23 protein-coding genes and 1 rRNA gene are annotated in these 23,992 nt (G+C 53.6%); 16 read left to right on the top strand and 8 right to left on the bottom strand.

What is annotated here, in order from left to right; genetic code table 11:
- Position 1: 1 nt before the first annotated feature.
- The 11 genes from lpxD to tilS all read left to right on the top strand — a co-directional run bounded on the left by lpxD (position 2) and on the right by tilS (position 14,559).
- Complete coding sequence (gene lpxD / locus ABVN36_RS03345) at positions 2–1,027, top strand: UDP-3-O-(3-hydroxymyristoyl)glucosamine N-acyltransferase (protein ID WP_023138965.1); 1,026 nt, start codon at positions 2–4, stop codon at positions 1,025–1,027.
- A 105-nt stretch (positions 1,028–1,132) separates the two neighbouring features.
- Entirely contained in the window at positions 1,133–1,588 is a 456-nt protein-coding gene (gene fabZ / locus ABVN36_RS03350) for a 3-hydroxyacyl-ACP dehydratase FabZ (protein ID WP_000210741.1), read from the top strand.
- 3 nt (positions 1,589–1,591) lie between these two features.
- Complete coding sequence (lpxA, locus tag ABVN36_RS03355; RefSeq protein ID WP_000565950.1) at positions 1,592–2,380, top strand: acyl-ACP--UDP-N-acetylglucosamine O-acyltransferase; 789 nt, start codon at positions 1,592–1,594, stop codon at positions 2,378–2,380.
- Positions 2,380–3,528, top strand: a complete 1,149-nt coding sequence (gene lpxB, locus ABVN36_RS03360) for a lipid-A-disaccharide synthase (protein ID WP_000741216.1) — start codon at positions 2,380–2,382, stop codon at positions 3,526–3,528. Before lpxA ends, lpxB begins: the two co-directional genes overlap by 1 nt.
- Positions 3,525–4,121, top strand: a complete 597-nt coding sequence (gene rnhB, locus ABVN36_RS03365; protein ID WP_000569411.1) for a ribonuclease HII — start codon at positions 3,525–3,527, stop codon at positions 4,119–4,121. The genes lpxB and rnhB overlap by 4 nt, the downstream gene beginning before the upstream one ends.
- A gap of 23 nt (positions 4,122–4,144) precedes the next feature.
- Positions 4,145–7,627 carry a DNA polymerase III subunit alpha gene (gene dnaE, locus ABVN36_RS03370; protein WP_001294835.1) on the top strand — a complete coding sequence of 1,161 codons (3,483 nt, stop codon included), beginning with the start codon at positions 4,145–4,147 and terminating at the stop codon, positions 7,625–7,627.
- Between the two features lie 12 nt (positions 7,628–7,639).
- Positions 7,640–8,599, top strand: a complete 960-nt coding sequence (accA, locus tag ABVN36_RS03375) for an acetyl-CoA carboxylase carboxyl transferase subunit alpha (RefSeq protein ID WP_000055753.1) — start codon at positions 7,640–7,642, stop codon at positions 8,597–8,599.
- Between the two features lie 179 nt (positions 8,600–8,778).
- Positions 8,779–10,542: a chitinase gene (locus tag ABVN36_RS03380; protein ID WP_000524168.1), complete on the top strand. Its 1,764-nt coding sequence runs from the start codon at positions 8,779–8,781 to the stop codon at positions 10,540–10,542.
- Between the two features lie 75 nt (positions 10,543–10,617).
- Complete coding sequence (gene ldcC / locus ABVN36_RS03385; RefSeq protein WP_001021042.1) at positions 10,618–12,759, top strand: lysine decarboxylase LdcC; 2,142 nt, start codon at positions 10,618–10,620, stop codon at positions 12,757–12,759.
- Positions 12,760–12,814: 55 nt separating this feature from the next.
- On the top strand, positions 12,815–13,204 hold the full coding sequence (locus ABVN36_RS03390; protein ID WP_000901088.1) for a VOC family protein: 390 nt from the start codon (positions 12,815–12,817) through the stop codon (positions 13,202–13,204).
- Between the two features lie 62 nt (positions 13,205–13,266).
- A complete protein-coding gene (tilS, locus tag ABVN36_RS03395) occupies positions 13,267–14,559 on the top strand; it encodes a tRNA lysidine(34) synthetase TilS (protein WP_017441518.1) in 1,293 nt (430 codons plus the stop codon).
- 83 nt (positions 14,560–14,642) lie between these two features.
- Here tilS and rof read toward each other — a convergent pair whose 3' ends face one another.
- Positions 14,643–14,903 carry a Rho-binding antiterminator gene (gene rof / locus ABVN36_RS03400; RefSeq protein WP_000062330.1) on the bottom strand — a complete coding sequence of 87 codons (261 nt, stop codon included), beginning with the start codon at positions 14,901–14,903 and terminating at the stop codon, positions 14,643–14,645.
- Positions 14,890–15,090 carry a YaeP family protein gene (locus ABVN36_RS03405; RefSeq protein ID WP_001518678.1) on the bottom strand — a complete coding sequence of 67 codons (201 nt, stop codon included), beginning with the start codon at positions 15,088–15,090 and terminating at the stop codon, positions 14,890–14,892. The genes rof and ABVN36_RS03405 overlap by 14 nt, the downstream gene beginning before the upstream one ends.
- 197 nt (positions 15,091–15,287) lie before the next feature.
- Here ABVN36_RS03405 and ABVN36_RS03410 point away from each other — a divergent pair, with 197 nt between their 5' ends.
- Genes ABVN36_RS03410 through nlpE form a run of 3 tightly spaced genes read left to right on the top strand, consistent with a single transcriptional unit; the run spans position 15,288 to position 16,985 of the window.
- A complete protein-coding gene (locus ABVN36_RS03410; protein ID WP_001185319.1) occupies positions 15,288–15,833 on the top strand; it encodes a YaeQ family protein in 546 nt (181 codons plus the stop codon).
- Positions 15,830–16,252, top strand: coding sequence for an alternative ribosome rescue aminoacyl-tRNA hydrolase ArfB (gene arfB / locus ABVN36_RS03415; protein WP_000560527.1), 423 nt, complete (start codon positions 15,830–15,832; stop codon positions 16,250–16,252). The genes ABVN36_RS03410 and arfB overlap by 4 nt, the downstream gene beginning before the upstream one ends.
- Positions 16,253–16,283: 31 nt before the next feature.
- Positions 16,284–16,985: an envelope stress response activation lipoprotein NlpE gene (gene nlpE / locus ABVN36_RS03420; RefSeq protein ID WP_000252575.1), complete on the top strand. Its 702-nt coding sequence runs from the start codon at positions 16,284–16,286 to the stop codon at positions 16,983–16,985.
- A 73-nt stretch (positions 16,986–17,058) separates the two neighbouring features.
- Here nlpE and proS read toward each other — a convergent pair whose 3' ends face one another.
- The 6 genes from proS to metN all read right to left on the bottom strand — a co-directional run bounded on the left by proS (position 17,059) and on the right by metN (position 22,646).
- Complete coding sequence (proS, locus tag ABVN36_RS03425; protein ID WP_001260683.1) at positions 17,059–18,777, bottom strand: proline--tRNA ligase; 1,719 nt, start codon at positions 18,775–18,777, stop codon at positions 17,059–17,061.
- Between the two features lie 110 nt (positions 18,778–18,887).
- A complete protein-coding gene (tsaA, locus tag ABVN36_RS03430; protein ID WP_000093988.1) occupies positions 18,888–19,595 on the bottom strand; it encodes a tRNA (N6-threonylcarbamoyladenosine(37)-N6)-methyltransferase TrmO in 708 nt (235 codons plus the stop codon).
- Positions 19,592–19,996, bottom strand: a complete 405-nt coding sequence (gene rcsF, locus ABVN36_RS03435; protein ID WP_001202315.1) for an Rcs stress response system protein RcsF — start codon at positions 19,994–19,996, stop codon at positions 19,592–19,594. The genes tsaA and rcsF overlap by 4 nt, the downstream gene beginning before the upstream one ends.
- 118 nt (positions 19,997–20,114) lie before the next feature.
- A complete protein-coding gene (metQ, locus tag ABVN36_RS03440) occupies positions 20,115–20,930 on the bottom strand; it encodes a methionine ABC transporter substrate-binding lipoprotein MetQ (protein WP_000874215.1) in 816 nt (271 codons plus the stop codon).
- Between the two features lie 38 nt (positions 20,931–20,968).
- Positions 20,969–21,622: a methionine ABC transporter permease MetI gene (locus ABVN36_RS03445; RefSeq protein ID WP_001287486.1), complete on the bottom strand. Its 654-nt coding sequence runs from the start codon at positions 21,620–21,622 to the stop codon at positions 20,969–20,971.
- Complete coding sequence (metN, locus tag ABVN36_RS03450; RefSeq protein ID WP_000594018.1) at positions 21,615–22,646, bottom strand: methionine ABC transporter ATP-binding protein MetN; 1,032 nt, start codon at positions 22,644–22,646, stop codon at positions 21,615–21,617. Before metN ends, ABVN36_RS03445 begins: the two co-directional genes overlap by 8 nt.
- Before the next feature lie 189 nt (positions 22,647–22,835).
- Here metN and gmhB point away from each other — a divergent pair, with 189 nt between their 5' ends.
- Positions 22,836–23,402: a D-glycero-beta-D-manno-heptose 1,7-bisphosphate 7-phosphatase gene (gene gmhB / locus ABVN36_RS03455; RefSeq protein ID WP_001129900.1), complete on the top strand. Its 567-nt coding sequence runs from the start codon at positions 22,836–22,838 to the stop codon at positions 23,400–23,402.
- A gap of 370 nt (positions 23,403–23,772) precedes the next feature.
- A 16S ribosomal RNA gene (locus ABVN36_RS03460) occupies positions 23,773–23,992 on the top strand; the annotation flags it as partial.

The following is a 23,992-nucleotide window of genomic DNA, read 5'->3' on the forward strand; positions in this document are numbered from 1 at the left end:
AATGCCTTCAATTCGACTGGCTGACTTAGCAGAACAGTTGGATGCAGAATTACACGGTGATGGCGATATCGTCATCACCGGCGTTGCGTCCATGCAATCTGCAACAACAGGCCACATTACGTTTATGGTAAATCCTAAGTACCGTGAACACTTAGGTTTGTGCCAGGCTTCTGCGGTTGTCATGACGCAGGACGATCTTCCTTTTGCCAAGAGCGCGGCGCTGGTAGTTAAAAATCCCTACCTGGCCTACGCGCGCATGGCGCAAATTTTAGATACTACGCCGCAGCCCGCGCAGAATATCGCGCCAAGCGCCGTGATTGATGCGACGGCAACGCTGGGTAGCAATGTTTCAGTCGGCGCGAATGCGGTGATTGAATCTGGCGTACAACTGGGCGATAACGTGGTTATCGGCGCAGGCTGTTTCGTCGGAAAAAATACCAAAATCGGGGCGGGTTCACGCTTGTGGGCGAACGTAACGATTTACCACGACATTCAGATCGGTGAGAATTGCCTGATCCAGTCCAGTACGGTGATCGGCGCGGACGGTTTTGGCTACGCTAACGATCGTGGCAACTGGGTGAAGATCCCACAACTGGGCCGGGTCATTATTGGCGATCGTGTCGAGATCGGCGCTTGTACCACCATTGACCGTGGCGCGTTGGATGATACTGTTATTGGCAATGGCGTGATTATTGATAATCAGTGCCAGATTGCACATAACGTCGTGATTGGCGACAATACGGCAGTTGCCGGTGGCGTCATTATGGCGGGTAGCCTGAAGATTGGCCGTTACTGCATGATTGGCGGCGCCAGCGTGATCAATGGGCATATGGAAATATGCGACAAAGTCACGGTAACTGGCATGGGTATGGTGATGCGTCCCATCACGGAACCGGGCGTCTACTCCTCAGGCATTCCGCTGCAACCCAACAAAGTATGGCGTAAAACTGCTGCACTGGTGATGAACATTGATGATATGAGCAAGCGTCTCAAAGCGATTGAGCGCAAGGTTAATCAACAAGACTAACGTTCCGCCTTGTAGTTGCCATTCTTTTCCGGCCTGTCACATTCATACGATTGCGGCAGGCCGTGTTATTATTGCCTTTTTGTATATTTGGACAGGAAGAGTATTTTGACTACTAACACTCATACTCTGCAGATTGAAGAGATTTTAGAGCTTCTGCCGCACCGTTTTCCGTTTTTACTGGTCGATCGCGTGCTGGACTTTGAAGAAGGTCGTTTTCTGCGTGCGGTGAAAAATGTCTCCGTCAACGAGCCGTTTTTCCAGGGGCACTTCCCGGGCAAACCGATTTTGCCAGGCGTGCTGATTCTGGAAGCGATGGCGCAGGCAACCGGTATTCTGGCGTTTAAAAGCGTTGGTAAACTGGAACCTGGCGAACTGTATTATTTCGCGGGTATTGATGAAGCGCGCTTTAAGCGTCCGGTGGTGCCAGGCGATCAGATGATCATGGAAGTCACTTTCGAGAAAACGCGCCGTGGCCTGACCCGCTTTAAAGGGGTTGCGCTGGTCGACGGTAAAGTTGTGTGCGAAGCAACCATGATGTGTGCTCGTAGCCGGGAGGCCTGATTCGTGATTGATAAATCCGCCTTTATTCATCCTACCGCCATTGTGGAAGACGGCGCTGTAATTGGCGCTAATGCCCACATTGGTCCCTTTTGTATTGTTGGGCCGCAGGTCGAAATTGGTGAGGGAACCGTACTGAAGTCTCATGTGGTCGTGAATGGTCAAACCAAAATCGGCCGCGACAACGAGATTTATCAGTTTGCCTCCATCGGTGAAGTGAACCAGGATCTGAAATATGCGGGTGAGCCGACCCGTGTGGAAATTGGCGATCGTAACCGCATCCGCGAAAGCGTCACCATTCATCGTGGTACAGTGCAGGGCGGTGGGTTGACGAAGGTGGGTAGCGATAACCTGCTGATGATCAATGCGCATGTCGCACATGATTGTACGGTAGGTAATCGCTGTATCCTCGCCAACAACGCCACGCTGGCGGGGCACGTATCAGTCGATGATTTTGCGATCATCGGCGGTATGACGGCAGTTCATCAATTCTGCATTATCGGTGCGCATGTGATGGTCGGCGGCTGCTCCGGCGTGGCGCAGGATGTCCCTCCGTATGTGATTGCGCAGGGTAACCATGCGACGCCGTTCGGGGTAAATATCGAAGGGCTGAAGCGTCGCGGCTTTAGCCGTGAAGGGCTGGTGGCGATTCGTAATGCCTACAAACTGTTGTACCGCAGTGGTAAAACGCTCGACGAAGCGAAGCTGGAAATCGCTGAACTTGCTGAAAAGCATCCGGAGGTGAAGGCGTTTACCGAGTTCTTTGAGCGTTCAACGCGCGGTCCGATTCGTTAATGGCGGCACAGCGTCCTTTAACGATTGCCCTGGTCGCCGGTGAAACGTCCGGCGATATTCTTGGCGCAGGCTTAATTCGTGCGCTGAAAGCGCGCGTACCCAACGCCCGCTTTGTGGGCGTTGCGGGGCCGCGTATGCAGGCCGAAGGGTGTGAAGCCTGGTACGAAATGGAAGAGCTGGCGGTCATGGGCATTGTTGAAGTGCTCGGACGTTTACGCCGTTTGTTGCATATCCGCGCCGATCTGACCCGCCGTTTTACCGAACTCAAGCCCGATGTCTTTGTCGGGATTGACGCCCCTGATTTCAATATTACCCTCGAAGGTAATCTGAAAAAACAAGGGATTAAGACCATTCATTATGTCAGCCCGTCCGTTTGGGCCTGGCGACAGAAACGCGTTTTCAAAATAGGCAGATCCACCCATATGGTGCTGGCTTTTCTGCCTTTCGAAAAAGCGTTTTACGATAAATTTAACGTCCCGTGCCGCTTTATCGGTCACACCATGGCGGATGCCATGCCGCTGGACCCGGATAAAAATGCGGCGCGCGACGTGCTGGGTATCCCGCATGACGCCCATTGTCTGGCGCTACTGCCAGGCAGCCGTGGCGCGGAAGTGGAAATGCTCAGCGCCGACTTCCTGAAAACCGCACAATTGCTGCGACAGCGCTATCCCGATCTGGAAGTGGTCGTGCCGCTGGTCAATGCCAAACGCCGCGAGCAGTTTGAAAAAATTAAAGCGGAGGTTGCGCCGGATCTCGCCGTTCATTTGCTGGACGGCATGGCGCGCGAGGCGATGATCGCCAGCGACGCGGCTCTGCTGGCCTCGGGTACGGCGGCGCTGGAGTGTATGCTGGCAAAATGCCCGATGGTAGTGGGGTATCGTATGAAGCCCTTCACTTTCTGGCTGGCGAAACGTCTGGTGAAAACGGAGTATGTGTCTTTGCCTAACCTGCTGGCGGGAAGAGAATTAGTCAAAGAGCTGTTGCAGGAAGAGTGCGAACCGCAAAAACTCGCCGAAGCGCTGTTGCCGCTACTGGCGAACGGTAAAACCAGCCATGCGATGCACGACACCTTCCGTGAATTGCATCAGCAGATCCGCTGTAATGCCGATGAGCAGGCGGCAGATGCCGTCCTGGAGTTAGCGCAATGATCGAATTTGTTTATCCACACACCCATTTAGTGGCGGGTGTGGATGAAGTGGGCCGTGGCCCGCTGGTGGGCGCCGTAGTGACCGCCGCCGTGATCCTCGATCCGGCTCGTCCGATCGTCGGTCTGAATGATTCCAAAAAATTGTCTGAAAAGCGTCGTCTGTCATTGTATGACGAGATTAAAGAAAAGGCGTTAAGCTGGAGTCTGGGACGCGCGGAAGCGCATGAAATTGATGAGCTGAATATTTTGCACGCCACCATGCTCGCCATGCAGCGCGCTGTCGCTGGTCTGCATATTGCGCCAGAATATGTGCTGATCGACGGCAATCGCTGTCCGGCGCTGCCTGTGCCGTCAATGGCCGTGGTGAAAGGCGACAGCCGCGTGGCGGAGATTAGCGCGGCGTCTATTCTGGCGAAAGTCACCCGCGACGCAGAAATGGCGGCGCTGGATATCGTTTTTCCTCAGTATGGCTTTGCGCAGCACAAAGGCTATCCAACCGCTTTTCATCTGGAAAAGTTGGCACAGTATGGCGCGACGGCGCACCACCGACGCAGTTTTGCGCCTGTTAAACGCGCTCTGGGACTTGTGTCCTGATTCTTGTATCGAGAAATCTGAAGATGTCTGAACCACGTTTCGTTCACCTGCGGGTGCACAGCGACTACTCTATGATCGATGGGCTGGCGAAGACCGGGCCGCTGGTGAAAAAGGCGGCCTCATTAGGTATGCCTGCGCTGGCGATCACCGATTTTACCAACCTCTGCGGTCTGGTGAAGTTCTACGGAGCGGGTCATGGCGCGGGCATTAAACCCATCGTCGGGGCGGACTTTAATGTTCACAACGAACTGCTGGGAGATGAGCTGACTCATCTGACGGTACTGGCGGCGAATAATACGGGATACCAGAACCTGACGTTGCTGATCTCGAAAGCGTATCAGCGCGGCTACGGCGCGGCAGGCCCGATTATCGAGCGCGACTGGCTGGTAGAGCTTAAAGAAGGTTTGATCCTGCTTTCCGGCGGGCGCATGGGCGACGTAGGCCGCTGTCTGCTACGCGGCAACCAGGCGCTGGTGGAGGAGTGCGTTGCTTTCTATGAAACGCATTTTCCCGATCGCTACTTTCTGGAACTGATCCGCACCGGCAGACAGGATGAAGAGACCTATCTCCATGCTGCGGTTGAACTGGCTGAGGCACGTGGTTTGCCGGTTGTTGCGACAAACGATGTCCGTTTTCTTGAAAGCGATGATTTTGACGCCCATGAAATTCGTGTCGCGATCCACGACGGTTTCACCCTCGACGATCCTAAACGTCCACGCAATTATTCACCGCAGCAGTATATGCGCAGTGAAGAAGAAATGTGCGAGCTGTTCTCCGATATTCCGGAGGCGCTGGAAAATACGGTGGAGATTGCCAAACGCTGCAACGTAACGGTGCGTCTGGGTGAATATTTCCTGCCGCAGTTCCCGACCGGCGATATGACCACCGAAGATTATCTGGTCAAAAAAGCGAAAGAGGGGCTGGAAGAGCGTCTGGCTTTCCTGTTTCCGGACGAAGAAGAGCGCAAAAAGCGTCGCCCGGAATATGACGAGCGTCTGGATATTGAACTACAGGTTATCAACCAGATGGGGTTCCCTGGCTACTTCCTCATCGTGATGGAGTTTATCCAGTGGTCAAAAGATAACGGCGTGCCGGTAGGGCCGGGACGTGGTTCCGGGGCTGGTTCGCTGGTGGCCTACGCGCTGAAAATTACCGACCTTGATCCGCTGGAATTTGACCTGCTGTTCGAACGTTTCCTGAACCCGGAACGTGTCTCGATGCCTGACTTCGACGTTGACTTCTGTATGGAGAAACGCGACCAGGTGATTGAGCACGTCGCAGACATGTACGGGCGTGATGCGGTATCGCAGATTATCACCTTCGGTACGATGGCGGCGAAAGCCGTTATCCGCGATGTGGGCCGCGTGCTGGGGCATCCGTACGGTTTTGTCGATCGTATCTCGAAGCTGGTGCCGCCCGATCCGGGCATGACGCTGGCAAAAGCCTTTGAAGCGGAACCGCAACTGCCGGAAATTTACGAGGCGGATGAAGAGGTCAGAGCGCTGATCGATATGGCGCGTAAGCTTGAAGGCGTCACGCGTAACGCCGGTAAGCACGCTGGCGGCGTGGTCATCGCGCCGACCAAAATTACCGACTTTGCGCCGCTGTACTGCGATGAAGAGGGCAAGCATCCGGTTACCCAGTTTGATAAAAGCGACGTGGAATATGCCGGGCTGGTGAAGTTCGACTTCCTCGGTTTGCGTACGCTGACCATCATCAACTGGGCGCTGGAGATGATCAACAAGCGGCGCGAGAAAAACGGCGAGCCGCCGCTGGATATCGCCGCCATTCCGCTGGATGACAAGAAAAGCTTCGACATGCTGCAGCGCTCGGAAACCACGGCGGTCTTCCAGCTTGAATCGCGCGGCATGAAAGATCTGATCAAACGTCTGCAGCCAGACTGCTTTGAAGATATGATCGCGCTTGTGGCCCTGTTCCGTCCCGGTCCGTTGCAGTCAGGGATGGTAGACAACTTTATCGACCGTAAGCACGGCCGTGAAGAACTCTCTTACCCGGACGTTCAGTGGCAGCATGAAAGCCTGAAGCCGGTACTGGAGCCGACCTACGGCATCATTCTGTATCAGGAACAGGTGATGCAGATTGCCCAGGTACTTTCCGGGTATACTCTCGGCGGCGCGGATATGCTGCGTCGTGCGATGGGTAAGAAAAAGCCGGAGGAGATGGCCAAACAGCGTTCCGTTTTTGAAGAGGGCGCGAAAAAGAACGGTATCGACGGCGAACTGGCGATGAAAATCTTTGACCTGGTGGAGAAATTCGCCGGTTACGGGTTTAACAAATCGCACTCCGCCGCTTATGCGCTGGTTTCTTACCAGACGCTATGGCTAAAGGCGCACTATCCGGCAGAGTTTATGGCGGCGGTGATGACTGCCGATATGGACAACACCGAGAAGGTCGTCGGCCTGGTGGACGAGTGCTGGCGGATGGGACTGAAAATTCTGCCGCCGGATATTAACTCCGGATTGTACCATTTCCACGTTAACGATGAGGGCGAGATCGTCTACGGTATCGGCGCGATCAAAGGCGTCGGCGAAGGTCCGATCGAAGCGATCATCGACGCGCGTAATCAGGGCGGCTATTTCCGCGAACTGTTTGATCTGTGCGCGCGGACCGACACCAAAAAGCTCAACCGCCGGGTGCTGGAAAAGCTGATCATGTCCGGGGCGTTCGACCGCCTGGGGCCGCACCGCGCCGCGCTGATGAACTCATTGGGCGATGCGCTGAAAGCCGCCGACCAGCACGCTAAAGCGGAAGCTATCGGTCAGGCGGATATGTTCGGCGTGCTGGCGGAAGAGCCGGAGCAAATCGAACAATCCTATGCCAGCTGCCAGCCGTGGCCGGAGCAGGTGGTGTTAGATGGGGAACGTGAAACGTTGGGGCTGTACCTGACGGGCCACCCCATCAATCAGTATTTAAAAGAAATTGAGCGCTATGTCGGCGGGGTAAGGCTCAAAGACATGCATCCGACAGAACGTGGTAAAGTCACCACGGCTGCGGGGCTCGTGATTGCCGCAAGGGTTATGGTCACCAAGCGCGGCAATCGTATCGGCATCTGTACGCTGGATGACCGTTCCGGGCGTCTGGAAGTGATGTTATTTACCGACGCGCTGGATAAATACCAGCAGTTGCTGGAAAAAGACCGCATACTTATCGTCAGCGGACAGGTCAGCTTTGATGACTTCAGCGGGGGGCTTAAAATGACCGCCCGCGAAGTGATGGATATTGACGAAGCTCGCGAAAAATACGCTCGCGGGCTTGCTATCTCGCTGACGGACAGGCAAATTGATGACCAGCTTTTAAACCGACTCCGTCAGTCTCTGGAACCCCACCGCTCGGGGACCATTCCAGTACATCTCTACTATCAGAGGGCGGATGCGCGTGCGCGGCTGCGTTTTGGCGCAACGTGGCGTGTCTCTCCGAGCGATCGTTTACTTAACGATCTGCGTGGCCTCATTGGTTCGGAGCAGGTGGAACTGGAGTTTGACTAATACAGGAATACTATGAGTCTGAATTTCCTTGATTTTGAACAGCCGATAGCAGAGCTGGAAGCGAAAATCGATTCTCTGACTGCGGTAAGCCGCCAGGATGAGAAACTGGATATTAATATCGATGAAGAAGTCCATCGCCTGCGCGAAAAAAGCGTAGAACTGACGCGCAAAATCTTCGCCGATCTCGGCGCATGGCAGGTAGCCCAACTGGCGCGCCATCCGCAGCGTCCGTACACCCTGGATTATGTCCGTCTGGCGTTTGATGAGTTTGATGAGCTGGCGGGCGATCGCGCCTATGCTGATGACAAAGCCATCGTCGGCGGTATCGCGCGTCTGGAAGGGCGGCCGGTGATGATCATTGGTCATCAGAAAGGTCGTGAAACCAAAGAAAAAATTCGTCGTAACTTTGGCATGCCAGCGCCGGAAGGCTACCGCAAAGCGCTGCGCCTGATGGAAATGGCTGAACGCTTCAACATGCCGATTATCACCTTCATCGACACCCCGGGCGCTTACCCTGGCGTGGGCGCGGAAGAGCGTGGTCAGTCTGAAGCCATCGCCCGCAACCTGCGTGAGATGTCTCGTCTGAACGTACCGGTCATCTGCACCGTGATTGGCGAAGGCGGCTCCGGCGGCGCATTGGCGATTGGCGTGGGTGATAAAGTGAATATGCTGCAATACAGCACCTATTCCGTTATCTCCCCGGAAGGTTGCGCCTCTATTTTGTGGAAGAGCGCCGACAAAGCGCCATTGGCTGCTGAAGCAATGGGCATCATCGCGCCGCGTCTGAAAGAGCTGAAGCTAATCGATTCCATCATTCCGGAGCCGCTGGGCGGCGCGCACCGTAATCCGGAAGCGATGGCGGCATCGCTAAAAGCGCAGCTGCTGGAAGATTTAGCCGATCTCGATGTGTTAAGCACCGATGATTTAAAAAACCGTCGTTACCAGCGTTTGATGAGCTACGGTTACGCCTAATCATTTACCTCATTTTTCCCAGGAGGCCGGATAATCCGGCCTCTTTTTTTTGGACGAGGAAAAATGAGACGCCGATGAGTTGATGTGATTAAACGCAACGGCATGTTCTCCCTGACACTGTATCAACTGCCAGGCGTGTGGCCAGGGCAGGCAGTGAACTACCCTTCAAGGAGAAAATTATGGGATTGCAAAAAACACTGGCGCTCAGCGCCGTGGCGGCAGGAATCATGTTGAGCTTATCCGGTGCGCAGGCCGCGCCGCTGCTTAGCAGTAGTGAGCCAATGACCATCAACGCCAGCGATCTGGCGGCGAAAGAGAAAGCGCTGACGGATTTTCCGTTAATGGAGGCAGTGAAATCCTCTATCCAGACGTTGGATAACAGCGCGGTCGAACAAATCGAACCGGGGCGCGCCGCTAACCCGGCAAACGTAAAACGCGTTGAAAGTATTCTGAAAGAGGCCGACTGGGATTATCTGTTCCCGATGCGCGCGCCGGAATACACTTACTCTAACTTCCTGAAAGCGATAGGTAAATTCCCGGCGGTTTGTGGTACCTACACCGATGGACGCGATAGCGACGCTATCTGCCGTAAAACCCTGGCTACTATGTTTGCGCATTTTGCCCAGGAGACGGGCGGTCACGAAAGCTGGCGTGACATTCCGGAATGGCGTCAGGCGCTGGTCTATCTGCGCGAAGTCGGCTGGACAGAAGGGCAGAAAGGCGGCTACAACGGCGAATGTAACCCGGATGTATGGCAGGGCCAGACCTGGCCGTGCGGTAAAGATAAGGACGGCGATTTCCTCAGCTATTTTGGTCGCGGGGCAAAACAGCTTTCTTATAACTACAACTATGGGCCTTTCTCTGACGCGATGTATGGCGACGTTCGCCCTCTGCTGGATAAACCCGAGCTGGTGGCGGATACCTGGATGAACCTGGCGAGCGCCGTCTTCTTCTTTGTGTACCCGCAGCCGCCGAAGCCGTCTATGCTACATGTGATTGACGGTACCTGGCAGCCAAACGATCGCGATAAAGCAAACGGCCTGGTATCAGGTTTCGGCGTCACCATTCAGATCATCAATGGCGGCGTGGAGTGCGGCGGCGCAGATGAGAATGCGCAGTCGCTTAACCGTATCGCCTACTACAAAGAGTTTGCCAACTACCTGAAAGTGCCGGTGCCGGCGGACGAAGTGTTGGGCTGTAAAAAGATGAAGCAGTTCGATGAAGGCGGCGCTGGCGCGTTACCGATCTATTGGGAACAAGACTGGGGCTGGAGCGCCGATACTGCGGACGGTAAAACCTATTCCTGCCAGTTAGTGGGATATCAGACGCCGTATACCGCCTTTAAAGAGGGTGACTACACGAAATGTGTACAGCATTATTTCAACGTTAATGTCGTCGATGATAACGGAACCACTGAACCGGATGTCACGCCAACTCCGGCGCCAGTGACGGATGAAAACGTGGCGCCAGTCGCGCGCATTGCCGGGCCGGTCGGGGCGGTGGAAGCTGGTAGCCCGGTTTCACTCAGCGCGGAAGGATCGACCGACGCGAATGGCGACAAGCTCACCTATACCTGGATGTCGCAGGATGGCAAAACGCTGAGCGGCCAGGATAAAGCCGTTGTGATTTTCAACGCGCCGGATGTCACTCAGAACACCCAGTATGTGGTGAATCTGACCGTTAGCGACGGTACGCTCTCCAGCACTGCGGTTTATACGCTGAATGTGAAAGCGAAGGCCGCCGCTGCGGATGACGAAGATAAGACCACCAGCTATCCTGCCTGGAGCAGCAGCCAGAAATGGAATCCGGGCGACATCGTCAACAGTAATGGCGCATTGTACCAGTGCAAACCGTTCCCGGAAGGCTCATGGTGTAATGTTGCGCCTGCCTACTATGAGCCCGGCGTAGGGATTGCCTGGGCCGATGCATGGAACGCATTGTAATAAGATAAATCCTGTCGGTGCTTTGCATCGGCAGGATTGTTACTATGCTTATCTCAGGTTTTTTCAGGAGAAAGCATGAACATCATCGCCATTATGGGGCCGCACGGGGTTTATTATAAAGATGAACCCATCAAGGAGCTTGAGCGTGCATTACAATCCCTGGGATTTCAAATTATCTGGCCGCAAAATAGCGTTGACTTGTTGAAGTTTATTGAACATAACCCGCGCATCTGCGGCGTTATTTTTGACTGGGATGAATACAGTCTCGACCTTTGTAGCGAAATCAACCAGCTAAATGAATACCTTCCTCTCTACGCCTTTATCAATACCAACTCCACGCTGGACGTTAGCGTTCACGATATGCGCATGGCGCTGTGGTTTTTTGAGTATGCATTGGGGCTGGCTGAAGATATCGCGACGCGCATTCATCAATATACAAACGAATATCTCGATAATATTACGCCGCCGTTTACCAAAGCGCTGTTTACCTACGCCAAAGAAGGAAAATATACCTTTTGTACGCCGGGTCATATGGCGGGAACGGCGTATCAGAAAAGCCCGCCAGGCTGTCTGTTTTATGACTTTTTTGGCGGCAATACCTTAAAGGCCGATGTGTCGATTTCGGTGACTGAACTGGGATCGCTGCTGGATCACACCGGGCCGCATCTGGAAGCGGAAGAGTATATCGCCCGTACTTTTGGCGCCGAGCAGAGTTATATGGTGACGAACGGTACGTCGACCTCGAATAAAATTGTCGGTATGTATGCCGCGCCTGCGGGAAGTACGCTACTTATTGATCGTAATTGCCATAAATCGCTGGCGCATTTGCTGATGATGAGCGATGTGGTGCCTCTCTGGTTGAAGCCGACGCGCAATGCGCTCGGTATTCTCGGCGGTATTCCTAAGCGTGAATTTACCCGCGACAGCATTGCGCGTAAGGTGGCGGAAACCGCGCAGGCGCAATGGCCGGTTCATGCGGTTATCACCAATTCGACTTACGATGGTCTGCTGTATAACACTAACTGGATCAAGCAGATGCTGGACGTTCCCTCGATCCATTTTGATTCCGCCTGGGTACCCTATACCCATTTCCATCCGATCTACCAGGGGAAAAGCGGGATGAGCGGCGATCGGGTGCCCGGAAAAGTGATTTTCGAAACGCAATCCACCCATAAAATGCTGGCAGCTTTTTCGCAGGCGTCGCTTATTCATATCAAAGGGGAATATGACGAAGAGACGTTTAACGAAGCGTTTATGATGCACACTTCCACATCGCCGAGCTATCCCATTGTCGCCTCTATCGAGACCGCAGCGGCGATGCTGCGCGGTAATCCAGGGAAAAGATTGATTAATCGTTCGGTGGAGCGGGCACTCCATTTTCGTAAAGAGGTACAGCGGCTACGTGAAGAGTCCGATAGCTGGTTCTTTGATATCTGGCAGCCGGAAGAGGTTGATGAGGCCGAATGCTGGCCGGTCACGCCGGGAGAAACCTGGCATGGCTTCGCCGATGCCGATGACGATCATATGTTTCTCGATCCGGTTAAGGTGACAATCCTGACGCCGGGGATGGATGAACAGGGCAACATGAGCGAAGAGGGGATACCCGCCGCGCTGGTGGCGAAGTTCCTCGATGAGCGAGGCGTGGTGGTGGAAAAAACCGGGCCGTATAATCTGCTGTTTTTGTTCAGCATAGGGATTGATAAGACCCGTGCGATGGGGCTGCTGCGCGGACTGACGGAATTTAAACGCGCCTACGATCTTAACCTGCGCGTCAAAAATATGTTGCCGGATCTGTATGCGGAAGATCCGGATTTTTATCGCAATATGCGCATTCAGGATCTGGCGCAGGGGATCCATAAACTGATCCGCCAGCACGATCTTCCGGGGCTGATGCTGCGGGCGTTCGAGGTTTTACCGGAGATGATCATGACCCCGCACCAGGCCTGGCAGCGTCAGATCAAAGGCGAGGTGGAAACCGTGGCGCTCGATCAACTGCCAGGGCGCGTTTCCGCGAATATGATCCTGCCTTATCCGCCAGGCGTTCCGCTGTTGATGCCCGGCGAGAGGATCACGCAACAGAGTCGGGCCGTGCTCGATTTTCTGCTGATGCTCTGCTCGATTGGCCAGCATTATCCCGGTTTTGAAACGGATATTCACGGCGCGAAACGGAATGAAGACGGGGTGTACCAGGTACGAGTCTTAAAACACGCCTGTTAGCTTGCCTGACGGGAATGTGACGAGTAACGTACTGATAATCAATAAAGGAGACGCTATGCTGGGATTAAAACAGGTTCATCACATCGCGATCATTGCGACAGACTATGCGGTGAGCAAGGCGTTTTACTGCGATATTCTGGGGTTCGATCTGCTAAGCGAGGTCTGGCGGGAAGAGCGTGACTCGTGGAAGGGCGATTTGGCGCTAAACGGGCAGTATGTGATTGAGCTTTTCTCTTTTCCCTTCCCTCCGGCGCGTCCAAGCCGACCTGAAGCCTGCGGCCTGCGCCATCTGGCTTTCAGCGTGGAAAATGTGGAAAACGCCGTTGCGCATCTGGAAAAGCATCAGGTTAAGTGCGAACCGATACGCATCGATCCGTATACCGGGAAGCGCTTTACTTTTTTCAACGATCCGGACGGTTTACCGCTTGAGCTGTATGAGCAGTAAGGCTTGTCATTAAGACGCTCGCCAGGTAACGTTGCCGGGCTAAGTCACTATAAGCATGGATCATGACCACTCTCACGTTGAATACCTCGTTACTCTCTTCTCGCCGTATTCTGGCTGCCTTTAGCGGCGGCCTGGATTCTACGGTGCTTCTGCATCAACTGGTGTTGTGGCGAGAACGCCATCCTGACGTCACGCTGCGTGCTATCCATATTCATCACGGTTTAAGCCCTCATGCTGATAGCTGGGTGCGGCATTGCGAAACCGTATGCGAACGCTGGCAGGTTCCGCTGGTAGTGGAGCGGGTGACGCTGGCGGATAATGGCCTGGGTATCGAGGCCCATGCGCGTGAAGCGCGCTACCGGGCGTTCGCACAGACGCTATTGCCTGGCGAAGTGCTGGCAACCGCGCAGCACCTTGACGATCAGTGTGAAACATTCCTGCTGGCGTTAAAGCGCGGCAGCGGTCCGGCCGGACTTTCCGCGATGGGAGAGTGCTCGCCTTTTGCCGGAACTCTGCTTCTTCGCCCGCTGTTGAGAGAAACGCGGAAGACGCTGGAACAGTGGGCTGTGCGTCATGGCTTATGCTGGATTGAAGATGAAAGCAATCAGGATGACGCCTACGATCGCAATTTTTTACGCCTGCGCGCGCTTCCGCTCTTGCAGCAGCGTTGGCCGCATTTTCCTGCGGCGGTAGCCCGTAGCGCGACGCTCTGCGCCGAGCAAGAAAGGCTGCTGGACGAGCTTCTGGCCAGCGATCTTACGGACTGTATCACGGCGGAGGGAACATTGCGGCTCTCTCCATTAATGTCGATGAGCGATGTACGGCGGGCGGCGATTTTGCGTCGCTGGCTGGCGATGCGTAATGCGCCGATGCCCTCTCGCGACGCGCTGGAACGTATCTGGCAGGAGGTGGCGCTGGCGCGCGACGATGCCTCTCCCTGTTTACGCTTTGGCGATCGCGAGATTCGCCGTTATCAGTCGCAACTGTGGTGGATTAAATCCGTGGCCGGACAACACGAAACGACGGTGGCCTGGCCCGCCTGGCAAACGCCGCTGGCGCTGCCTGCCGGCTTAGGGACGGTACAGCTCGTTCCTGGCGGCGAACTGCGCCGACCGCGAGAGGAAGAATCCGTCAGCATTCGGTTTAAAGCGCCAGGCGTGTTACATATTGTCGGGCGTAACGGTGGACGTAAATTAAAGAAAATCTGGCAGGAGCAGGGGATCCCGCCCTGGCGACGAGACACCACGCCGCTGTTGTTTTACGGCGAAACGCTGATTGCGGCTGCGGGTGTTTTTGTGACGCGTGAGGGAGCAGCAGAAGATAAAGAAGGGGTGAGTCTGGTTTGGCATGCCTGATGGCGCTGCGCTTATCAGGCCTACGTATCGCATGGAACGTAGGCCGGATAAGGTGCTTGCACCACCATCCGGCAACAAAATACTCAGGATTCGCTAACTACCACGGTACCAATTTCCGGGTGGCTGAAACTGGCGATTTTATCGAGACGAAGCTCACAAGACTCGCCGGAAACCTCGGCAAGCAGATATTCTACATTTTTACGTAAGATCAAATCGTTCGCTTTTGCCTGCAAAACCTCGCCATCTTTTAACGTTAGCGTCAGTATTAAATGATGCATGCAGGCAAGCTCAAGACTATCGTAGTCATCGCAATTAATGGGTTGATACGTTTCATTCATTGACATAATCGCTCACCAGTAAGTTCGCGGCAGCATAAGCTGCCTTTTCCCTGACCGACTCTGAAAGGGCGCTATCTGCCGCCACTTCATTAAGCACTTTCAATACACAACCCAGCGCATCCGGGACATACCCTAAGTCTCCGCTGGCGATTTCCGCATACCGCTTGCGTACTAACTCACAATATTTTTCCACATGCCCTCCTGTCAGCATTCTGACTTAACCGTGGATGCAAGTCTAAGCCTACGAAGTTAAATCTTGTTTAGCAAGGTGACTATACCATACTCATTTGCGCAATATCAGCGCCTGACGCGAGTGGGTAAAAGATTCGTTAACAGCCTTTTAGCGCGGTTTTCGCTACAATGGGCGCCTGATTCGAAAGGAGTTTTCTCATGGCGCTTAAAGCGACAATTTATAAAGCCGTCGTCAATGTGGCTGACCTTGATCGCAACCGGTTTCTGGATGCGGCATTGACGCTGGCGCGTCACCCTTCTGAAACGCAGGAGCGCATGATGCTGCGCCTGTTGGCATGGATAAAATATGCTGATGAACGGTTGCAGTTTACACGCGGGCTCAGCGCGGAAGATGAGCCGGAGGCTTGGCTGCGCAACGATCATCTGGGCATCGATCTCTGGATAGAGCTGGGGCTGCCGGATGAGCGCCGTATTAAGAAAGCCTGTACTCAGGCAAGCGATGTCGCGCTCTTTGCTTATAACTCCCGGGCGGCGCAAATCTGGTGGCAGCAGCATCAAAGCAAGTGCGCGCAGTTCGCTAACCTGTCCGTCTGGTATCTGGATGACGGGCAACTGGCGCAGCTCAGTGAATTTGCCGATCGTACCATGACGCTACAGGCGACGATTCAGGACGGCGCAATCTGGCTTTCTGATGCTCGGAATAATCTGGAAATACAGCTAACCGCCTGGCAACAGCCCTCATGATTGCCATCTCCCGGACGGTCTCCATAGCCGATAATGAGCTGGAAATTACGGCCATTCGCGCGCAGGGCGCGGGTGGTCAGCACGTAAATAAGACCTCTAGCGCGATTCATTTGCGCTTTGACATTCGGGCCTCTGGCCTGCCAGAGTATTATAAACAGCGTTTGCTGACGGCCAGCCACCATCTGATAAGCGATGATGGCGTCATTATCATTAAGGCGCAGGAGTTCCGGAGCCAGGAGCTCAACCGGGAAGCGGCTATCGCCAGGCTGGTTGCCGTCATAAAAGAATTAACCGCGGAGCAGAAAAGCCGTCGCGCAACCCGTCCGACGCGTGCCTCGAAAGAGCGCCGCTTGTCCTCAAAGGCGCAAAAATCTTCTGTAAAGGCGCTTCGCGGCAAAGTTCGTCGTCCACTGGATTGACGGGCAGGAATAGCAATTTCATAAGGATTTTATGGTGAGAACAGCAATATTGTCAGTAGCGGCAGCCTGTACGCTATTTGCATTGATAGGGTGTAATAACCGTGCGGAAGTTGACGCCCTGCAACCTGCGCAGGCGGCGGAATTAAAACCCATGCAGCAAAGCTGGCGCGGCGTGCTGCCCTGTGCGGATTGTGAAGGTATTGAAACGTCACTGTTTCTGGAAAAAGACGGCACATGGGTGATGAACGAGCGCTATCAGGGCGTGCGTGAAGAACCTTCCTCTTTTGCGTCATACGGTACCTGGGCGCGGACGGCGGATAAACTGGTGTTAACCGACAGCAATGGCGAGAAATCGTATTATCGCGCGAAGGGCAATGCGCTGGAGATGCTCGACAGAGAAGGCAATCCGGTGGCTTCGCAGCTTAATTATACGCTTGTGCCTGTTACCGCCAGCCTGCCGGTAACGCCAATGCCGTTGCGTGGTATGTATGTATACAGGGCCGATGCGGCGACCTTTACCGATTGTGCGACCGGAAAACGGCTCCCGGTCGCCAGTAACGCCCAGCTTGAGCGCGGCTATCTGGCGGCGAAAGGTGAAGCGGAAAAACCGGTGCTGCTGACGGTAGAAGGGCATTTTGTGTTAGCCGCGAACCCGGACACGGGCGAGCCGGTAAAAACGCTAATAGCTGATAAAAATGTGAAGTTTGCGCCGGGTAAAGATTGCACTCACTAATAAAAGGCCTCGCAGGGTGCGAGGCCTTTACATATCTGCCGGGTGGCGCCGGGCAATGCCAACAAAATGTCGTTTAGCCTTTAATCGCCTTGACCAGATAATCAACGATATCGCCGGTTTTAATCAGCGATTTTTCACCGCTACGACGGTATTTATACTCAATATCGTCGTTATCCAGGTTGCGATCGCCAATCACGATAGTATGTGGAATACCAATCAGCTCCATATCGGCAAACATCACGCCCGGGCGCTCTTTACGGTCGTCCATCAGCACTTCAATGCCTTGCGCGCGCAATTCGCTGTACAGCTTTTCCGCCAGCTCCTGCACACGGAAGGATTTGTGCATATTCATCGGCAGAATAGCGACCTGGAAAGGCGCAATGGCGTCAGGCCATACAATGCCGCGCTCGTCAAAGTTCTGCTCGATAGCCGCGGCAACGACACGTGTTACGCCGATACCGTAGCAGCCCATTGTCAGGATCTGGTTACGGCCATCTTCGCCCTGAACGGAGGCTTTCAGCGCTTCTGAGTACTTGGTGCCTAACTGGAAGATGTGACCCACTTCGATACCGCGTTTGATAAGCAACGTTCCCTGACCATCCGGACTCGGATCGCCGGCGACTACGTTACGGATGTCGGCAACAACAGGCGTCGCCACATCGCGATCCCAGTTAATACCAAAGTAGTGTTTACCGTCGATGTTGGCGCCAGCGGCAAAATCGCTCATGGCGGCAACGGTACGATCGATGATGACCGGAATCGGCATATTGACCGGGCCGAGGGAGCCAGGGCCGGCATTAATTACGGCGCGAATCTCTTCTTCGGTAGCGAAGGTCAGCGGGCTGGCAACGTGCGGCAGCTTTTCCGCTTTAACTTCATTCAGTTCATGATCGCCGCGAACCAGCAGAGCCACCAGCGGAGACTTGCTGTCTTTCACCGCTTTCACCAGCAGCGTTTTTACCGTTTTTTCAATTGGCAGGTTGAATTGTTCCACCAGCTCCGCGATGGTTTTGGCATTTGGCGTATCGACCAGAGTCATTTCCTGCGTCGCCGCTGCGCGCGGCGTTTGCGGCGCGATAGCTTCTGCCAGTTCAATGTTAGCCGCGTAATCAGAAACATCAGAGAAAACGATATCGTCTTCGCCGCTTTGCGCCAGCACCTGGAATTCATGCGAGGCGTTGCCGCCGATAGAACCGGTATCGGCCTGTACCGCGCGGAAATCCAGCCCCATACGGCTGAAGATACGGCTATACGCGGCGTACATGGCGTCATAGGTTTCCTGCAACGACTCCTGAGAGGTATGGAAAGAGTAAGCATCTTTCATCAGGAATTCGCGCGAACGCATCACGCCAAAGCGCGGACGCACTTCATCACGGAATTTGGTCTGGATTTGGAAGAAGTTCAGCGGCAACTGCTTATAAGAGCTGAGTTCATTACGCACCAGATCGGTGATAACTTCTTCGTGGGTCGGGCCGAGTACGAACGGACGCTCGCCACGGTCGACAAAACGCAGCAGTTCCGGACCGTACTGTTCCCAACGACCACTCTCTTGCCACAGGTCGGCTGGCTGAACGACTGGCATCGACACCTCGATAGCACCGGCGTTGTTCATCTCTTCACGCACGATGTTTTCGACTTTTTTCAGGACGCGCAGGCCGGTCGGCAGCCAGGTATATAACCCGGAGGCGAGCTTGCGGATCATCCCGGCGCGCAGCATCAGCTGGTGGCTGATAACCTCGGCGTCGGCAGGTGTCTCCTTCAGAGTGGAGAGCAGGTATTGGCTAGTACGCATGTTGTTACGGTTCCAGTTGAACGATCGAACAGGCTCAATGTGAGCCTGATACAAAAAAAGTGATTTAGTTTACCAGCGTGCAAGAGATGTCAAAAGAGAAGGGCGTGAAATTACCGTGGTTCCAGCGCAAACACTTCAAATCCGGTGTTAACCACACGCCAGCGCACGTTAAAATCATGCAGCCAGACGGCATAGGTTTTGCCCGTCTCTTCACCCTTACGATAAGCCGGGCGAGGATCTTGCGCCAGCACATCGCAAATAAATGTCCGTAGCTGCGGATAACGCCTTTCCAGCGTCGTAAGCTGTTGAGCCACCTCAGCGGTAAAACTCACGGGCATTTCAGCTATCGGCGCCTGTTGCGCATAGCTGGCGGCGGCGTCCGGTAAGGCCTCGGCAAACGGTAAATACGGTTTAATATCCACCACCGGCGTGCCATCCACCAGATCCAGACTGCCTAATTTCAGAATTACGCTCTCTTTCCGGCACTCGATACCTTTTAGCGCAACGAGCGACATGCCAATCGGATTGGGGCGGAACGTGGAGCGCGTGGCAAAAACGCCCATTCTGGCGTTACCGCCAAGACGGGGCGGACGAACTGTTGGCCGCCAGCCGCCGTCCATCGTCTGATGAAAAACGAAAAGTACCCACAAATGGCTGAACGCTTCCAGGCCGCGAACGGCATCGGCCTGGTTGTAAGGCGCTATCAGATGCAGTTCGCCGCAGGCGCTTTTGACCAGACCAGGCTGGCGCGGAACGGCGAATTTTTCTTTATAGGGGGAGCGAATAACGCCGATTTGTTCAAACTGAAAGCTGCTCATTTCGCCGAAATATTCAGGGCGGACCCGATACAAACCGCCTGACGATAGCAGCCTGGCGTGCCGCTGGTAATTTCACAGCTGTGCAGCAGGACGGCGTTGGCTTTCATTTTAGATGCATTAATCTGCATACGCTTGCGCGCAGTTGGAATGTTAGGCGGAGAGTCTTGATTTGTCGCCTGGCAGGATTCGCCGCTAACCTCGCCAAGATCGCGGAAAGGTTTGCCGACTAAGTCTTCAGCATTGGTGTAAATCCTGACGGGAGCGGCACGCGGCGCTTTAGGTTTCTCCGGCTCCGCTTTTGGCGGGGTTGCGGTGCTTTGAACGGGTTCAACAGGGGATCTGCTTAGCATGGAACAACCGCCCAGCATGAGTGCCAATAAACAGATCGGTAAAGCACGCATAATATTTCCTCAATGAATGTTCTAATTGCCAGATATTGAATCAGGAGCTTGCATAAATGACAAGACGGGCAATAGCCCGTCCTGAATAATATTACAGATTGTGGAATCAGCCTAAAACTTACCAGCCTTTCACCGCGCCGCCATTAAAAACTTTATTTGCGGCTTCGTACACTTCATCAGACTGGTAAGCCTGAACGAATTTTTTCACATTCTCGGCGTCTTTGTTATCTTCACGCGTCACGATCAGGTTAACGTACGGAGAATCTTTATCCTCAACGAAGATACCGTCTTTCGCTGGCGTCAGGCCAATCTGGCTGGCGTAAGTCGTATTGATGACCGCTAACGCGATCTGCGCGTCATCCAGCGAACGCGGCAACTGCGGCGCTTCCAGCTCAACAATTTTCAGATTTTTCGGGTTTTCCACGATATCCAGCGAGGTAGGAAGCAGACCGACGCCGTCTTTCAGTTTAATCAGCCCTACTTTTTGCAGCAGCAACAGGGAACGACCAAGGTTGGTCGGGTCGTTAGGCACAGCGACCTGGGAACCGTCCTTGAGCTCATCCAGAGATTTGATTTTTTTGGAATATCCTGCAATGGGATAGACAAAAGTCTTACCAACGGAAACCAGTTTGTAGCCGCGATCTTTGATTTGCTGATCCAGATACGGTTTGTGCTGGAAGGCATTGGCATCGATATCGCCTTTGCTCAGCGCTTCATTAGGCAGAACATAATCATTAAAGGTCACCAATTCCACGTCCAGGCCGTATTTTTCTTTCGCGACTTTCTGTGCGACTTCGGCAACTTGCTGTTCTGCGCCAACGATTACGCCGACTTTAATATGATTCGGATCTTTTTCATCCTGACCGCAACCCGCAAGTGCCAGAGAACCAATCAGAGCACCCACTGCCGCAAAGGTTTTGAATTTGAACGCCATGCTTATTTCCTTAATGAGTATTTGTGTTGTGTTTAACGTTACTTATGCGTGACAGCCCTGACGATGCGATCGCCGGATAACTGAATTAAATAAACCAGAACGACAAGTAATACCAGCACCGTATTCATCACGGTAGCATTGTATCCAATATAACCGTACTGATAGCCGATTTGACCGAGGCCGCCAGCGCCGACGGCACCGCCCATTGCGGAGTAACCGACCAGGGTGATTAGTGTAATGGTTGCCGCATTCACCAGACCAGGCAGCGCTTCCGGTAAAAGGATTTTACGTACAATTTGCAGCGGCGTGGCGCCCATCGCTCGCGAGGCTTCAATCAGCCCGGCAGGGATCTCTAACAACGCATTTTCCACCATACGGGCGATAAAAGGCGCGGCGCCGACGGTCAGCGGTACAATTGCGGCCTGCAAACCAATGGAGGTGCCGACAATTATTCGGGTAAAAGGAATCATCCACACCAGCAGGATGATAAAGGGAATCGAGCGGAAAATATTGACTACCGCAGAGAGGGAGCGATACAGCCTGGCGTTCTCCATAATCTGCCCCGGGCGCGTAACATACAGCAATACGCCAACCGGCAGGCCAATCACGAAACCGAAGAAACCGGAGACAAAGGTCATCGCCAGCGTTTCCCAGACGCCACGAACCAGTAACCACATCATTGCCTCAGACATAACCCAGTACCTCTACTTTCACATGGTGATCCTGCAGCCAGGCAATTGCGGCTTGCGTCTCTTCTTGTGTGCCGTGCATTTCCGTTAGCATAATGCCGAACTTCACACCGCCCGCGTAATCCATCTGCGCGCTAATAATATTATTGTTCACGTTGAAACGACGCGCGGTTTCAGAAAGCAGCGGGGCATCCACAGACTGCCCGGTGAACTCCATGCGCAGCATCGGCACGCTGTCAGTTTCCGGCGACGCTTTCAAACGCGCCTGGTAATCTTCCGGAATGTCCAGGTGCAGAGTGGACTGAATAAACTTCTGCGCCAGCGGCGTTTTAGGGTGCGAGAAGACTTCGCTGACCGTATCCTGTTCAATAAGCTCGCCATTACTGATAACGGCAACGCAGTCGCAGATACGTTTTACGACATCCATTTCATGAGTGATAAGCAGAATCGTCAACCCCAGACGACGGTTGATATCTTTCAGCAATTCCAGAATCGAACGGGTCGTCGCGGGATCAAGCGCGCTGGTGGCTTCATCGCACAGCAACACTTTTGGATTACTGGCTAACGCGCGGGCAATCGCGACACGCTGTTTCTGACCGCCGGAAAGATTTGCCGGATAGCTGTCGTGCTTGTCGCCAAGACCGACTAAATCCAGCAGCTCTGTGACACGGCGTTTGATCTCTTCCTTTGGTGTGTTATCCAGTTCCAGCGGCAACGCGACGTTGCCAAACACGGTACGGGAAGAGAGCAGGTTAAAATGTTGGAAAATCATGCCGATTTGACGGCGAGCTTTGGTCAACTCAGACTCTGAAAGCGTTGTCAGCTCCTGACCGCCTACCATTACGCTTCCTTCAGTAGGACGTTCAAGTAAGTTAACGCAGCGGATAAGCGTACTTTTACCGGCGCCGGAGGCGCCAATGACGCCATAAATCTGCCCGGCAGGCACGTGCAGGCTGACATTATTTAGCGCCTGAATGGTGCGCGTCCCCTGCTGGAACACTTTGGTAATATTCGAAAGTTTAATCATTGGTTATTTATTATCGTAATTAAGTTAGCCGTGGCATTTTCGTCTGTCTAATACGGTCAACGCCGTCAACAGAATGGATGTTAAGGCATCCAGACGTCTAAATCAATCAGGCTTTATACGATGAGCACTTTCTTGCCTGCTGAAACATGCGATACTAGCGCCACTTGCTTTACTCAGGAGCTATAAAAGGTGGCAAAGTCTATACCCGCAATTTTTCTCGACCGTGACGGCACCATTAATGTGGATCACGGCTACGTACATGAAATCGATGCATTTGAGTTTATAGACGGCGTTATTGACGCTATGCGCGAGCTAAAAAAAATGGGCTATGCGCTGGTGGTGGTGACGAACCAGTCCGGAATCGCGCGCGGCAAATTCACTGAGGCGCAGTTTGAAACGTTAACCGAATGGATGGACTGGTCGTTGGCGGATCGCGATGTTGATTTGGACGGCATCTATTATTGTCCTCACCATCCGCAGGGCAGTATAGAAGAGTTCCGTCAGGTATGTGATTGCCGCAAGCCGCATCCAGGAATGCTTATCTCGGCGCGTGATTTCCTGCATATCGATATGGCGGCTTCTTATATGGTAGGAGACAAGCTGGAAGATATGCAGGCGGCAGCGGCGGCAAATGTCGGGACAAAAGTGCTGGTGCGTACGGGCAAACCGGTCACGGCAGAAGCAGAAAACGCGGCGGACTGGGTGTTAAACAGCCTTGCTGACCTGCCATCAGCGATAAAAAAGCAGCAAAAATAAGCGTTATGGATAAAAGATGAGCGGTTAAAACAAAAATGCATTTTTCCGCTTGTCTTCCTGAACCGACTCCCTATAATGCGCCTCCATCGACACAGCGGATGTGAATCACTTCACACAAACAGCCGGTCGGTTGAAGAGAAAAATCCTGAAATTCAGAGTTGACTCTGAAAGAGGAAAGCGTAATATACGCCACCTCGCGACGGTGAGCTGAAAGCCGCGTCGCACCTGCTCTTTAACAATTTATCAGACAATCTGTGTGGGCACTCGAAGATACGGATTCTTGACGTCGCAAGACGAAAAATGAATACCAAGTCTCAAGAGTGAACACGTAATTCATTACGAAGTTTAATTCTTTGAGCATCAAACTTTTAAATTGAAGAGTTTGATCATGGCTCAGATTGAACGCTGGCGGCAGGCCTAACACATGCAAGTCGAACGGTAACAGGAAGCAGCTTGCTGCTTTGCTGACGAGTGGCGGACGGGTGAGTAATGTCTGGGAAACTGCCTGATGGAGGGGGATAACTACTGGAAACGGTGGCTAATACCGCATAACGTCGCAAGACCAAAGAGGGGGACCTTCGGGCCTCTTG

It is taken from the genome of Salmonella sp. SJTUF15581, assembly GCF_043356775.1.
In the GTDB taxonomy this organism is placed as follows: Bacteria; Pseudomonadota; Gammaproteobacteria; order Enterobacterales; family Enterobacteriaceae; genus Salmonella; species Salmonella enterica.

What these genes read in the sequence shown, in the direction of transcription:
- ABVN36_RS03390 (WP_000901088.1), top strand. Translation starts at nt 12,815, where the DNA reads ATGCTGGGATTAAAACAGGTTCATCACATCGCGATCATTGCGACAGAC.
- nlpE (WP_000252575.1), top strand. Translation starts at nt 16,284, where the DNA reads ATGGTGAGAACAGCAATATTGTCAGTAGCGGCAGCCTGTACGCTATTT.
- ABVN36_RS03380 (WP_000524168.1), top strand. Translation starts at nt 8,779, where the DNA reads ATGGGATTGCAAAAAACACTGGCGCTCAGCGCCGTGGCGGCAGGAATC.
- rof (WP_000062330.1), bottom strand. Translation starts at nt 14,903, where the DNA reads ATGTCAATGAATGAAACGTATCAACCCATTAATTGCGATGACTACGAT.
- tilS (WP_017441518.1), top strand. Translation starts at nt 13,267, where the DNA reads ATGACCACTCTCACGTTGAATACCTCGTTACTCTCTTCTCGCCGTATT.
- dnaE (WP_001294835.1), top strand. Translation starts at nt 4,145, where the DNA reads ATGTCTGAACCACGTTTCGTTCACCTGCGGGTGCACAGCGACTACTCT.
- lpxB (WP_000741216.1), top strand. Translation starts at nt 2,380, where the DNA reads ATGGCGGCACAGCGTCCTTTAACGATTGCCCTGGTCGCCGGTGAAACG.
- metN (WP_000594018.1), bottom strand. Translation starts at nt 22,646, where the DNA reads ATGATTAAACTTTCGAATATTACCAAAGTGTTCCAGCAGGGGACGCGC.
- proS (WP_001260683.1), bottom strand. Translation starts at nt 18,777, where the DNA reads ATGCGTACTAGCCAATACCTGCTCTCCACTCTGAAGGAGACACCTGCC.
- rnhB (WP_000569411.1), top strand. Translation starts at nt 3,525, where the DNA reads ATGATCGAATTTGTTTATCCACACACCCATTTAGTGGCGGGTGTGGAT.
- lpxD (WP_023138965.1), top strand. Translation starts at nt 2, where the DNA reads ATGCCTTCAATTCGACTGGCTGACTTAGCAGAACAGTTGGATGCAGAA.
- ldcC (WP_001021042.1), top strand. Translation starts at nt 10,618, where the DNA reads ATGAACATCATCGCCATTATGGGGCCGCACGGGGTTTATTATAAAGAT.
- ABVN36_RS03445 (WP_001287486.1), bottom strand. Translation starts at nt 21,622, where the DNA reads ATGTCTGAGGCAATGATGTGGTTACTGGTTCGTGGCGTCTGGGAAACG.
- accA (WP_000055753.1), top strand. Translation starts at nt 7,640, where the DNA reads ATGAGTCTGAATTTCCTTGATTTTGAACAGCCGATAGCAGAGCTGGAA.
- ABVN36_RS03410 (WP_001185319.1), top strand. Translation starts at nt 15,288, where the DNA reads ATGGCGCTTAAAGCGACAATTTATAAAGCCGTCGTCAATGTGGCTGAC.
- arfB (WP_000560527.1), top strand. Translation starts at nt 15,830, where the DNA reads ATGATTGCCATCTCCCGGACGGTCTCCATAGCCGATAATGAGCTGGAA.
- tsaA (WP_000093988.1), bottom strand. Translation starts at nt 19,595, where the DNA reads ATGAGCAGCTTTCAGTTTGAACAAATCGGCGTTATTCGCTCCCCCTAT.
- rcsF (WP_001202315.1), bottom strand. Translation starts at nt 19,996, where the DNA reads ATGCGTGCTTTACCGATCTGTTTATTGGCACTCATGCTGGGCGGTTGT.
- metQ (WP_000874215.1), bottom strand. Translation starts at nt 20,930, where the DNA reads ATGGCGTTCAAATTCAAAACCTTTGCGGCAGTGGGTGCTCTGATTGGT.